Origin of the sequence: Pseudomonas muyukensis, from assembly GCF_019139535.1 — a bacterium.
GTDB lineage: Bacteria > Pseudomonadota > Gammaproteobacteria > Pseudomonadales > Pseudomonadaceae > Aquipseudomonas > Aquipseudomonas muyukensis.
In genome coordinates, this window is sequence record NZ_CP077073.1 from 3,760,100 (window position 1) to 3,772,870 (window position 12,771).

Annotated in this window: 9 protein-coding genes; 3 read left to right on the plus strand and 6 right to left on the minus strand. The window is 67.3% G+C overall.

Annotated elements, in window-relative coordinates:
• Positions 1-217: 217 nt before the first annotated feature.
• From KSS95_RS16700 to KSS95_RS16710, 3 genes are read right to left on the minus strand one after another with little or no spacing between them, the layout of a single operon-like run.
• Positions 218-1,621 (minus strand): efflux transporter outer membrane subunit, encoded by a 1,404-nt coding sequence (locus KSS95_RS16700; RefSeq protein WP_217848176.1) that lies wholly within the window; start codon positions 1,619-1,621, stop codon positions 218-220.
• Positions 1,621-4,749, minus strand: a complete 3,129-nt coding sequence (locus KSS95_RS16705) for a multidrug efflux RND transporter permease subunit (RefSeq protein WP_217848177.1) — start codon at positions 4,747-4,749, stop codon at positions 1,621-1,623. The genes KSS95_RS16700 and KSS95_RS16705 overlap by 1 nt, the downstream gene beginning before the upstream one ends.
• 15 nt (positions 4,750-4,764) lie before the next feature.
• Positions 4,765-5,907: a MexC family multidrug efflux RND transporter periplasmic adaptor subunit gene (locus KSS95_RS16710; RefSeq protein WP_217848178.1), complete on the minus strand. Its 1,143-nt coding sequence runs from the start codon at positions 5,905-5,907 to the stop codon at positions 4,765-4,767.
• A gap of 185 nt (positions 5,908-6,092) precedes the next feature.
• Between KSS95_RS16710 and KSS95_RS16715 the strand changes: the two genes are divergently transcribed.
• The gene (locus KSS95_RS16715; RefSeq protein WP_217848179.1) at positions 6,093-7,613 is read left to right on the plus strand and encodes an FAD-dependent oxidoreductase; all 1,521 of its coding nucleotides are present in this window, start codon (positions 6,093-6,095) and stop codon (positions 7,611-7,613) included.
• A gap of 422 nt (positions 7,614-8,035) precedes the next feature.
• Positions 8,036-9,043: an aldo/keto reductase gene (locus KSS95_RS16720; RefSeq protein ID WP_217848180.1), complete on the plus strand. Its 1,008-nt coding sequence runs from the start codon at positions 8,036-8,038 to the stop codon at positions 9,041-9,043.
• A 29-nt stretch (positions 9,044-9,072) separates the two neighbouring features.
• Here KSS95_RS16720 and KSS95_RS16725 read toward each other — a convergent pair whose 3' ends face one another.
• Positions 9,073-10,398: a sigma-54 dependent transcriptional regulator gene (locus KSS95_RS16725; protein WP_217848181.1), complete on the minus strand. Its 1,326-nt coding sequence runs from the start codon at positions 10,396-10,398 to the stop codon at positions 9,073-9,075.
• Positions 10,399-10,732: 334 nt separating this feature from the next.
• Between KSS95_RS16725 and KSS95_RS16730 the strand changes: the two genes are divergently transcribed.
• The gene (locus tag KSS95_RS16730; protein WP_186654594.1) at positions 10,733-10,999 is read left to right on the plus strand and encodes a hypothetical protein; all 267 of its coding nucleotides are present in this window, start codon (positions 10,733-10,735) and stop codon (positions 10,997-10,999) included.
• Positions 11,000-11,102: 103 nt separating this feature from the next.
• Here KSS95_RS16730 and KSS95_RS16735 read toward each other — a convergent pair whose 3' ends face one another.
• Positions 11,103-11,717, minus strand: coding sequence for a vWA domain-containing protein (locus KSS95_RS16735; protein WP_437179555.1), 615 nt, complete (start codon positions 11,715-11,717; stop codon positions 11,103-11,105).
• Between the two features lie 53 nt (positions 11,718-11,770).
• Positions 11,771-12,769 (minus strand): magnesium chelatase ATPase subunit I, encoded by a 999-nt coding sequence (locus KSS95_RS16740; RefSeq protein ID WP_217848182.1) that lies wholly within the window; start codon positions 12,767-12,769, stop codon positions 11,771-11,773.
• Positions 12,770-12,771: the final 2 nt, after the last annotated feature.

Below are 12,771 nucleotides of genomic sequence, written 5' to 3' on the forward strand. Positions count from 1 at the left end.
CACCACGCGCCTCTGTCAGCGCGGCCTTGTGTCGCGAAAGGGCCGCATAGCGGCCCCGGCAATATTTGCCGCGCCACGAGATCCTGGGGCTGCTGTGCAGCCCTTTCGCGACACAAGGCCGCTCCTGCACAGCTTGTGTGGACCCAAATAAAAAAAACCCCGGGGCAAAAATCCCCCGGGGCCGAGCGGTTGGATTCGCCAACCAAAGGAGTTCCGCTCACCCCCTGTCCGGCCACCCACCACCCAACGCGCGGAACAGGTCGACCAGCGCCAGTTGCCGCTGGGTGCTGGCCTCGATGAAGGCCGCCTCATTCACATAATGGCTGCGCTGCGCATCCAGGTAGCGCAGGTGGTTGTCCACCCCGCCCTCATAACGCGCCTTGGCCAACGCTTCGGTCGCCCGGCTGGTATCGGCCAGGGCCCGACGCGCCGCTTCCTCGCGGCGCAGGGTGTCGGTGGCGGCCAGGGCATCGGCCACCTCGCGAAAGGCGGTCTGGATGCTGCCTTCGTAAGCGGCTACCGCCGAATCCTTGCGCGCCTCGGCCAGGCTCAGGCCGGCCTGGTTACGCCCGGCATCGAACAACGGCAGCGACAGTTGCGGCATGAAGCTCCAACTGCGCGAGCCACCGTCGAACAGCCCGGACATCTGCGCGCTGGAGGTGCCGAAGCTGCCAGTGAGGCTGATGCGTGGGAAGAACGCCGCCCGCGCCGCGCCAATATCGGCGTTGCGCGCCCACAGCCGGTGCTCGGCGGCAAGAATGTCCGGCCGCCGCTCGAGCAGCGCCGACGGCGCGCCCGGGGCGATGTCCTGCAACACCATCGGCTCGGCCGGGTGCTGGCCCGCAATCGCCTTGGCCGCCTCGGCACTGCCCAGCAGCAACACCAGGGCGTTGTAGGCCTGGCGCTGCTGGCGCACGGTGGCCTCCAGCTCCGCGCGAGACTGCTCGACCAACCCCAGCGCCTCCTGGTGATCCAGTGCGGTAACCGTGCCGGCGCCGCGCCGCTGGCCGACCAGCACCAGCGAATCCTCGCGGCTGGCCAGGGTCTGGCGGGTCAGCGCCAGGCGCCGCTCGGCGCCATCCAGGGTCAGGTAGGCCTGGCTGACTTCGGCGATCAAGGCGATGCGCGCGGCACGGCCAACTTCCTCGGTGGCCAGGTACTGCTCCAGGGCCGCGTCACTCAGGCTCTTGACCCGGCCGAACAGGTCGACCTCGTATTCCGGCAGCGACAGGCCTACCTGGTAGGTGCTGGTGACCCCTTCGCGGCCATTGCTCGACAGGTCCGCCGGCAGGTGCTGGCGGTTGCCCGAGGCCCCGGCATTCAAGCCCGGCGCCCGGTCGGCGCGCTGGATGCGGTACTGTGCGCGGGCCTGCTCGATATCCAGCAGCGTCTGGCGCAGCGAGCGGTTGTTGTCCAGCGCGGTAGCGACCAGTTGGCGCAGCGCCGGGTCGACGATAAAGGCCTGCCAGTCCAGTTGCTCCACCGCCTTGCCATGATGGCCGGCAGCATCGCCCCACGCGGCCGCCACCGGCGCCTCGGGGCGCTGGTAGGTCGGTGCCAGCGAGCAACCGACCAGGGTCACGGCCAGGGCGAAGGGTATTGCCAGATTACGCATGAGCATCACTTCGTCACCTCGACAGCGTGTTGCCCGGGGGCCGGCTTGCGCTTGAGCAGCTTCAGCACCCAGACGAAACAGATCGGCACGAACACCACGCCCAGCAAGGTGGCACTGAGCATGCCGCCGATCACCCCGGTACCGATGGCGCGCTGGCTGGCCGCGCCGGCGCCGGTGGCGATGGCCAGCGGCACCACGCCGAGGATGAAGGCCATGGAGGTCATCACGATCGGGCGGAAGCGCAGGCGCGCGGCCTCGATGGCGGCGTCACGCAGGCTGTAGCCCTTCTCCCACAGTGCCTTGGCGAACTCGACGATGAGGATGGCGTTCTTCGCCGCCAGGCCAATGATGGTGATCAGGCCGACCTTGAAGTACACATCGTTGGGCAGGCCGGTGAGCATTACCGCCCCTACCGCGCCCAGGGCACCGATCGGCACGATCAGCATCACCGTCAGCGGAATCGCCCAGCTCTCGTACAGCGCCACCAGCAGCAGGAACACCACCAGGATGGCCAGGGCGAACAGGCCGGCGGCCTGGCCGCTGGACACCTTCTCCTGGTACGAAAGGCCGGTCCAGGCATAGCCGATCCCCGGCGGCAGTTCGCTGACCAGGCGCTCCATCTCGGCCATGGCCTGGCCGGTACTGTGACCCGGCGCGGCATCGCCGGCGATACGGATCGACGGGTAGCCGTTGTAGCGCACCAGTTGCACCGGCCCCTCCTCCCATTTCGTGGTGACGAAGGCACTGAACGGCACCTGCTCGCCCTGGGCGTTCGGCGCATAAAGGCGCAGCACGCTTTCCGGGGTCATGCGCTCGCCCTGCTCGGCCTGCACCACCACCCGTTGCTGACGCCCGGCGTTGGTGAAGTCGTTGATCACCGCCGAACCGAAAGCGGTGGCCAGGGTGCTGTTGATCGACTCGAAGTTCACACCCAGGGCGCGGGCCTTCTCACGGTCGATCTTGACCCGCAATTGCGGCGCCTCGGCCAGGCCCTCCATCATCGCGTAGAGGATCACCGGGTTGCCGTTGGCACGCGCCAGCAGCTGGTCACGGGCCGCCAGCAGCGCCTCGCGCCCCAGCCCGCCACGGTCCATCAGGCGCAGGGCGAAGCCACCGGAGTTGCCCAGGCCATCGATCGGCGGCGGCATGACCGCGGTGATGGTGCCATCGCCGTTGGCGGCGAATTGCGCGTTGACCGCCGCGATTTCCGCCTCGGCCGATTGCGCCTTGCTGCGCTCGGACCAGTCCTTGTAGGTCGGGAACGCCAGCGCGGCGTTGTCACCCTGGCCCGAGAAGCTGAAGCCGCTGACGATGAACGAGCTGGCCGTCGCCTCGCGTGACATCAGGAACTGCTCCAGCGCTTGGGCGGTGTGGTCGGTGCGCACCCGGCTGGCACCCGGCGGCAACTGCACGTCGACGATGCTGTAGCCCAGGTCCTCGGCCGGCACGAAGGCCTCCGGCAGACGCAGGTAGCTATAGCCAAGCAGCACCAGGATGCCGACATAGGCCAGCATCCAGCGCCCGGCACGGGCCACCAGGGCGCTGTTGAGCAGCGAGTAGCGTTCGGTGACGCGGGCGAAGCCGCGGTTGAAGGCGCCGAAGAAACCGCCTTTTTCCTGGTGGCCATGAGGCACCGGCTTGAGCAGCGTGGCGCACAGTGCCGGGGTGAAGGTCAGGGCCAGGAAGCCGGAGAACAGGATAGAGACCGCCAGCGACACCGAGAACTGCTGGTAGATCACCCCCACCGAGCCGGACATGAACGCCAGCGGCAGGAACACCGCCGCCAACACCACGGTGATACCAATGATCGCCCCGGACACCTGGCCCATTGCCTTGATGGTCGCCTCCACCGGCGACAGCCCTTCCTCGGCCATCAGCCGCTCGACGTTTTCCACCACCACGATGGCGTCGTCCACCAGGATGCCGATGGCCAGCACCATGCCGAACATGGTCATCATGTTCACCGAGAAGCCCAGCAGCTTCATGATCATCAGCGTGCCGAGCAGGCACACCGGCACCACGATCGACGGGATCAGGGTGTAGCGCACGTTCTGCAGGAACAGGAACATCACCAGGAACACCAGCACCATGGCTTCGATCAGGGTGTGGATCACCTTCTCGATGGCCACGTCGACGAAGCGCGAGGTGTCGTAGGGCACCGAGTACTCGACGTCTTCGGGGAAGAACTGCGCCAGTTCCGCCAGGCGCTCCTTGACCAGGGTCGCGGTCTGGATGGCGTTGGCGCCAGGCGCCAGCTGCACCGCGCCGGCCACCGCCGGGTGACCGTTGAGGCGCGCCGACAGGTTGTAGTTCTCGCTGCCGATGGCCATGCGCGCGACATCGCCCAGGCGCAGGCTGGAACCGTCCGGGTTGGCGCGCAGGACGATCCCGGCGAACGCCTCGGGGGTTTCCAGGGTGCCTTGCACGGCCAGGGTCGCAGTCAGTTCCTGCTCGCTGGCGCCTGGCGTGCTGCCGAAGCTGCCGGCCGGCACCTGGACGTTCTGGCTACGGATGGCGTTGTTGATGTCGTCGATCGACAGGCCGTAGCCCACCAGCTTCTGCGGGTCGACCCAGACCCGCATCGCCGCTTCGGCGTCGAAGAACTGCAACTTGCCCACGCCCGGCACACGCAGCAGTTCGTTGTTGATGTTGCGCACGGCATAGTCGGCCAGGGCCGTGGTGTCACCGTGGTCGCCGGCCTTGCTGGTCAGGGCATAGATCAGCAGGAAGCCGGAGCTCGCCTGCTCGACCTTCAGGCCCTGGGTCAGCACGGCCTGGGGCATGCGTGCCTCGGCCTTTTTCAGGCGGTTCTGCACGTCGACCTGGGCCATGTCCGGGTCGGTGCCCGGCTCGAAGGTCACCAGCACCTCGGCGACGCCGTTGGAGTTGTTGGTGGACTCGTAGTACAGCAGGCCCTTGGCGCCGTTGAGCGACTCCTCGATGATGCTGGTCACCGATTCCACCATCACCTTGGCGGACGCGCCCGGGTAGGCGGCGCTGATCGAGATCTGTGGCGGCGCCACGCTGGGGTACTGGGCCACTGGCAATGCCGGGATCACCAGCAGCCCGGCCAGGGCAATGAACAGCGCCACGACCCAGGCGAAGTTCGGCCGATTGATGAAGAACTTGGACATCTCGCTTCCCTCGCCTTAATGCGCCGCGGCCTGTTGCGCCAGAACAGGCGCAACGGGCATGCCCGGTGCCAGCCCGGCCGGGCTGCCGACAATCACCTGGTCACCGCTGCGCAGGCCTTCGCTGATCTGCCAGCGCGAGCCCTGCATCACCCCGGTGCGCACGCTGCGCGCCTCGGCCAGGTTGCCGGCCCCGACCACCATCACCCGCGCCTGGCCATCGCTGCCACGCTGCACCGCGCGCTGCGGCACCAGGATGGCCTGCTGGTCGGTGCCCTGCGGGGTGCGCACACGCACATACATGCCCGGCAGGAGGATGCCGTCGCGATTGTCGAAGCGCCCGCGCAAGGTGACCTGGCCCGTGCCGCGGTCGACCGCCACGTCGGTGAACATCAGCGCGCCCTGGCGCTGGTAGTCGGTGCCTTCCACCTGCGCGGTCAGGGTCTGCTCGTCGCCACTGGCCAGAGCGCCGTCCTTGAGGGCCTGGCGCAGGCGCAGGGCATCGGCGGCGGACTGGGTGAAATCGACATAGATCGGGTCGAGCTGCTGGATGCGCGCCATCAACGTGGCGTCGCCCTGCCCGACCAGCGCGCCTTCGGTGGCCAGGGCCCGGCCGATGCGCCCGGAGATCGGCGCGGTGACGGTGGCATAACCCAGGTTCAGGCGTGCGCTCTGCACCTCGGCTTGGCTGGCGCGTACCGCCGCCTGGGCACTGCGCAGCGCGGCGGTGGCGCTGTCGAAGTCCTGCTGGCTAACCGCTTCGATCTTCACTAGCGGTTCGTAGCGTTTGACCCGCGCCTGGGCCTCCTGCTGCACGGCCTGGGCCCGGGCCAGGTCGGCCTCGGCGCGGGACAGGGCCGCCTTGAACGGCGCCGGGTCGATCTGGAACAGCACATCGCCGGCCTTGACGTCGGCGCCCTCCTCGAAACGTTTGTGCAGGACGATGCCGGCCACGCGGGCACGCACCTGTGCCTCCCGCATCGGCTCGACCCGGCCCGGCAGGGTCGAGGCCAGTGCCAGTTGTTCGCTCGCCACAGTCACCGTCTGCACCGCCAATACCGCGTCGGCGGCAGCCTGTTGTTCGTCCGCCGCTCCGCAGCCGGCCAGCGCTACCGCCACCGCTAGCCAGCTGGCCACACCCATTGCACGCAAGTTGCTCATGTACTCACCCGAGCCTTTGATTAGAAAACGGCGCGAATGGTACTTACACATTCGATTTGAGTCAATTTGGTCTCATTTGAACTTCTTGTGAAGAATTGTAAAACCTCAACGCCCGGTCGTCGGCTGTTCGCATCGCCACACCGGTGCGGGCGTCAAATGAGCACAATGCCTTCAGGAGAATGCCCATGACCCTGCATGCCGTGGCCTCCCTTGGCCAGCTCGATGAACACCGCCCGCTGCGGGTTCAGGCCGGTGCCGAAGAACTCATCCTGGTGCGCCAGGGCGATCAGGTGCGCGCCTACCAGGGCAATTGCCCGCATGCCGGCGCACCGCTGGACGAAGGCGTGGTGTGTGGCGGCCTGCTGGTCTGTCCCTGGCACAAGGCGGCGTTCGCCGTGGACGAAGGCGCGGTGTGCGAGCCTCCGGCGCTGGCCGACCTGCGCCGCTATCCGGTGCGCATCAAGGGTGATGCCGTGTGGGTCGACGACCAGCCGTTACCCGAGGCCGAGCCGCCGCGCCATGACGACGCCCGCACCTTCGTGGTGATCGGTGCCGGGGCCGCCGGCAGCGCTGCCGTGGCCACCCTGCTCGGCCACGGCTTCGGTGGCCGCCTGCTGTGGCTCGACCAGGAGCAGCCGAGCGCCTACGACCGCACGGCCTTGAGCAAATTCGTGCTGGCCGGGCAGATGGCCCCCGACCAGGTGCCGACGCTGCTGGAGGCCGATGATCTGCGCCGCGGTCAATTGCAACGCCTGCACGCCAAGGTGCGCAGCCTGAACGCCGGCAAGCGCGAGATTGCCCTGGCCGACGGCCAGCGGCTGAAGTACGACGCCGCCCTGCTGGCCACCGGCGGCAAGCCGCGACGCCCCGATGTGCCCGGCGCGAAACTGCCTGGGGTTTGCCTGCTGCGTTCGCGGGAGGATGCCGCGCGCCTGCTGGACCTGGCCGAACCCGGCCAGCCGGTGGTGATCGTCGGTGATGGTTTCATCGGCCTGGAAGCCGCCAGCGCCTTGCGCAAGTACGGCATGCAGGTGCATGTGGTGAGCCGTCACCCGGTGCCGCTGGCCAGGCTGCTCGGCGAACGCATCGGCCAGAGCCTGCGTGAGCTGCATGAACGCAAGGGTGTGGTATTTCACGGGCCGACCGAGGTGAGCGGCTTCGAAGGTAGCGAGCAGGTCGAGGCCGTGGCGCTGGCCAACGGCGAGCGGCTGCCTACCGCCCTGGTACTGCTGGGCACCGGGGTCAGCCCGGCAACGGCTTGCCTGCAGGGGCTGGCCCTGGCCGAGGACGGTGCCCTCGAGGTCGATGCGCACCTGCAGGCCACCGACGGCTTGTGGGCCGCTGGCGACATCGCGCGCTTCCCGCTTGCCGGCCGCCCCGTGCGCATCGAGCACTGGCGCCTGGCCCAGCAGCATGGGGTGATCGCCGCCGCCAACATGCTCGGTGAGCGGCGCCGGTATGACGATGTGCCGTTCTTCTGGACCTACCAGCACGGGCGCACTTACGAGGTGCTGGGGCATGCGCGCGCATGGAACCGCATCGAGTATGTCGGAGCGCCGGAGCAAGGGGATTTCATTGCCCTGCAATGCCTCGAGGCGGTGATCGCCAAGGGCTATGGGCGGGCCATGGCGGTGCTGTCGCAGCGGCTTAAGCGGCCACTGTCGAGCCGCGAGGCGCGGGAGCTGATCGAGGCGTGGCCGGGGTGAGGCGCCTTGGGGGGCGGTGTTTTTGGGTCTACCGATAGAGGTGTAGCGCCTGTCAGATCGAGCGCCGCCCGCGCGGCGCATCGCGGATGAATCCGCTCCCACATTTGTTGCAACGTACCGAACCTGTCAGGCCATGGTTGCCAGCCTTGGTGCAGGGCGCAAGATCGCTGAGACGGCAGCAACGCCCACGCAAGAATCGCGTCGAGCATACAAGGCATACAACCATGGCCTATCAGGCATGGCCACGTTGCAACAAATGTAGGAGCGGATTCATCCGCGATGCGCCGCGCGGGCGGCGCTCGATCTGATAGGCGCTACACCTCTGTCGCCGAACGAATAGCCACCTGCACCCCCACCCTTTCAAACCCACCATGAACTGTGTAAAACAAATCCCCCACACTGTCAGAAAAGGATGATTCGCGATGCTCTACCGCCCTCTCGGCCAGTCCGGCCTGCAGGTCTCGGCCCTCACCCTCGGCAGCATGATGTTCGGCGAGCAGACCAGCACCGAAGACGCTCTGCGCATCATCGACAAAGCCTGGGACCAGGGCATCAACTTCATCGACACCGCCGACGTCTACAACGCTGGGCGCTCCGAGGAGATCGTCGGCGAGGCGGTGGCCCGCAACCGCCAGGACTGGATCGTCGCCTCCAAGGCCGGCTACGGCCCGGTCGATGGCCTGCCAAACCGCAGCGGCCTGTCGCGCAAGCACCTGTTCAATGCCATCGAAGCCAGCCTCACGCGCCTGGGCACCGATTACCTGGACATCTACTACCTGCACCGCGAAGACCACAACGTACCGCTGGCCGAGACCGTGCGCGCCATCGGCGACCTGCTGGCCCAGGGCAAGATCCGCTACTGGGGCCTGTCCAACTTCCGTGGCTGGCGCATCGCCGAAGTCTGCAACCTGGCCGAGCAGCTCGGCATCGCCAAGCCAGTGGTCAGCCAGCCGCTGTACAACATCGTCAACCGCCAGGCCGAGCCCGAGCAACTGACCGCCGCCGCATACCACGGCCTGGGCGTGGTGCCCTTCAGCCCGCTGGCCCGTGGCGTGCTCAGCGGCAAGTACGCACCTGGCTCGACCCCCGACCAAGGCAGCCGCGCCGGGCGCCAGGACAAGCGCATCATGGAAGTGGAGTGGCGCCAGGAGTCGCTGGCCATCGCCCAGAAGATCCACGCCTACACCGAGGCCAAGGGGGTCGGCATCGTCGAATTCGCCATCGCCTGGGTGCTGAACAACCGCCTGGTCAGCTCGGCCATCGTCGGGCCGCGTACCGAGGCGCAGTGGGACACCTATGCCGGGGCGCTGACGGTGAAGATCAACGCCGAGGACGAGGCGTTCATCGATTCGCTGGTCACGCCGGGGCATGCGTCTACGCCAGGGTTCAACGACGTGGCGCATTTCGTCAGCGGGCGCCTGGCGCGTTGAGGCAATTCGCCTGAACCTGCAGGAGCCAGCTAGCGGATCTGGTGCTTGTGCAGCAGGCGGTAGAACGTCGGCCTGGACACCCCCAGCACCTTCGCCGCGATGCTCAGGTTGTCGCTGTGGCGATTCAATACATCGCACAAGGCCTGGCGCTCGGCCCGGTGCTTGTAGTCCTCCAGGGTGCCCAAGGGTTGGTCCTGCTCCGGCAGCGCCTGCAGGCCCAGGTCCAGGGCTTCGATCTGGCGCCCTTCGGCCAGCACCAGGCCACGCCTGACCCGATTGGCCAGCTCACGCACGTTGCCTGGCCAGTCGTGCCGCCCCATGGCCGCCAGGGCGCCTTCACTGAATGAGCGGGGGCGCCTGCCCGTCTCCTGGCTGTAGAACTGCGAAAAGTGGCTGGCCAGCATCGACAGGTCGCCATGCCGATCGCGCAGCGGCGCGGTCACCACCTGCAGGACATTGAGGCGGTAATACAGGTCTTCGCGAAAGCGCCCTTGCCCGATCGCCTTTTCCAGGTCCACATGGGTGGCCGCCAACACCCTGACATCCACCGCGATGGGCTGGTTGCCGCCCACCCGCTCGATGTGTTTCTCCTGAAGAAAACGCAGCAAGTTGGCCTGCAACTCCAAGGGAAGATCGCCGATCTCGTCGAGAAACAGCGTGCCGCCGTTGGCCGCCTCGATGCGCCCCACCTTGCGCTGGTGCGCCCCGGTGAAGGCGCCCTTCTCGTGGCCGAACAGCTCGGACTGGATCAGGTGCTCGGGGATGGCGCCACAGTTGATGGCGATGAACGGCCTGTCGTGGCGCTGGCTCTGCCGATGCAGCGTACGCGCCACCAACTCCTTGCCCGTGCCGCTCTCGCCGCGGATCAGCACCGGCGACTCGGTGGGCGCCAGCTTGCCCAGCAGCTTGCGCAGTTCGCGCAGTGGCCGGCTCTCGCCCAGCAGTTCATGCGCAGGCTCATTGACCTGCACGGCCCCCTTGCCGCGCAGGCGCGCCATGCCGAACGCGCGCCCCAGGGTGACCTGCACCCGTGACACGTCGAACGGCAAGGTATGGAAGTCGAAAAACCATTCGCACACAAAGTCGCCAACATTCTGCAAGCGCAGCTCTTCGGCGCTGAGCACGGCGATCCATTCGGTGTTGCTGCGCTTGATCAGGTCCTTGACGGCTTCGGGATGGCGCAGGTGCGAGGCCTGCAAACGCACCAGGCCCACATCGCACGGCTGCTCCAGGGCAGCATCGAGGGTACAGCTGCGTACCTCCCAGCCGACGCTGCGCAAGCCCGGGAGCAAACGGTGGCAATCGTCGCACGGGTCGACGATCAGCAAGCGGCGGTGGGAAGCAGGTTCAAGCATGACCGTTCCTTGGCGCCAGATTTTAGTTTTTTACGTATAAACAGTTAGTTGCGACGCCAAAATTAACAGTAGCAATGAACTTGACGCCCTCCATGACCGTTGGTCAGCCCGCCTGGGTCGGTAAAAGCGCCGCGGGGAATTTTCACCCAGGCATGACGTCATAGGCGCCGGGGACGCACAGATTAAAACCGACGCGAATAAAAAAAATTCAACGGCCATGTGACTTCAACCCTGACCTGGAGCATCAGTACGAATAACCCCGCGCTGTAGACTTTTGAAAAACTGCACCGCGGAACTTAATTTCGCTGTTTGGGACCATGAGAGAGACCGAACCATGAATGCCCCGCTCCGTGTCAACGAAGCACTGCTGATCGCCGACCACGCCTTCGAACCCTTCCAGTGCGTTGCCTGGGATGCACCCAACGGCACTGGTGAGCTGAGCCTGGCAGTGATCGACCGGACCAGCACCCGTATCGGCAGCAAGCAAGTATCCTCGCGGGTCTATTCCGACCCGGCGCAATGGGCCAGCCTGATCGAGGAAGTGCGCGCGGAACTGTCGCGCCAGGGTTATGACCTGCAACCCTGGTCCATGCCGAAGTAAGTACTGCCCCACCACAAGTGCGCGTCCTCGCGCACTTGTGCAAACACCCCTTGTGTATTTGTAACAACTTCATACTTGCGACAAAGTGTCGCACTTGTAGCGTTCAATTGACCGGCTTGAACTGTTCGATATGTCGATAGTCGGCCTGAAGTTGTTCGGCAAGTTGTCGTGCGCGGCCGATACGCACCGCCGCCATTTCCATATCCACCAGCAAGGTGCTGCACGGCATCGGCTGTGGCGCGCACCATTGTTGCAGGCGGCCGTCGGTCAATATCAGGCAGCGCTGCACCTCATGGGGCAGGCGCTTGCCGCGCGCCAGCAACCACTGGCGGGCCTCCTCCAGCGCCGCGAACAGGGGCGTGCCGCCGCCCGCGCCCAAGGCTTGCAGCCACGGCTGCAAGGCGCCTGAGGCCTTGAGCCCGTGGCGCTGCCAGTGCGGCTTGCTGCCGCTGGCGGTCAGCAAGGCCAAACGGGCCCGCTGCCGATAGGCCTGGTCGAACAACCCGGCCAGCAGGCCTTTGCCCTGGGCCAGGGCCTGGTGACGACGGGTCGAGGCCGAGGCATCGACAATCACCAGCCACAGCTCGGGGCCCTGGGCCTGGCGTTGTTGCCAGCACAGATCACGGCGCTGGCGGGGCCGGCCCTTGAGCAGGGTCGCCAGCCAGGCGATCCGGCCGCTGCCGGCGGCGCGCGCGCGACCACGGACAATGCCCGTCAAATCACCGCCGCGCGGTCTGGCATCCGGCGCCTGGGCGCTGCGCGCGCGGATGCTCAGGGCTTTTTTGCCCAGTTAGGCACCTCGCGGCGGGCCGCGCTGGTCACCGCCTGGGGTGGCAAGGCGCCCCAGTCGCCCTGCCCGCCCTGGGCGTCTGGCGCGGGCGCTGGCCCACCGGCTGCGCTGGGTGGCGCCTCTGCGCCATCGCTGCGGCGACGATGGCGCAAGGCGAACTCGGCAACCGCCTCGACGTCCGCCTCCTCGATCGCCGGGTTGCCACGCCAGGCAGCGTGGGCCCGGGCGGCGCGCAACCAGACCAGGTCGGCGCGCAGGCCATCGACCCCGGCGGCGAAACAGCGCTCGGTGATCCAGGCCAGGGCCTGGTCGTCCAGGGCGATGCCGGCCAGGCGCTCGCGGGCGGCCTGGCAGCGGTCGCGCAAGGCCGCTTGCGCGTCGGCCCATTGGCCACGGAATGCTTCAGGGTCGCTGTCGAAAGCCAGGCGCCGGCGAATGATCTGCTGGCGCGCCTCGGGCGCCGGCAGGCCATCCAGGGCGACATTCAGGCCGAAGCGGTCGAGCAGTTGCGGGCGCAACTCACCCTCCTCCGGGTTCATCGTGCCGATCAGCACGAAGCGCGCGGCATGGCGGTGGGAGATGCCGTCGCGCTCGATGCGGTTGGTTCCGCTGGCTGCCACGTCCAGCAGCAGGTCGACCAGCGGATCGGGCAGCAGGTTGACCTCGTCCACATACAGCACGCCGCCATCGGCATGGGCCAGCACGCCAGGCGAGAAACGCGCCTGGCCCTGGCCCAGCGCGGCATCCAGGTCGAGGGTGCCGACCAGGCGCTCCTCGGTCGCCCCCAGGGGCAGGGTCACGAACGGGCCATCACCCAGCAGGTCGGCCAGGCCACGGGCCAGGGTGCTCTTGGCCATGCCGCGCGGGCCCTCGATCAGCACGCCGCCGATCTTCGGGTCGATGGCGGTCAGGCACAGGGCCAGCTTGAGGTCGTCGGCGCCGACCACGGCGGCCAGGGGGAATTGCACGGGTTCGCTCATCT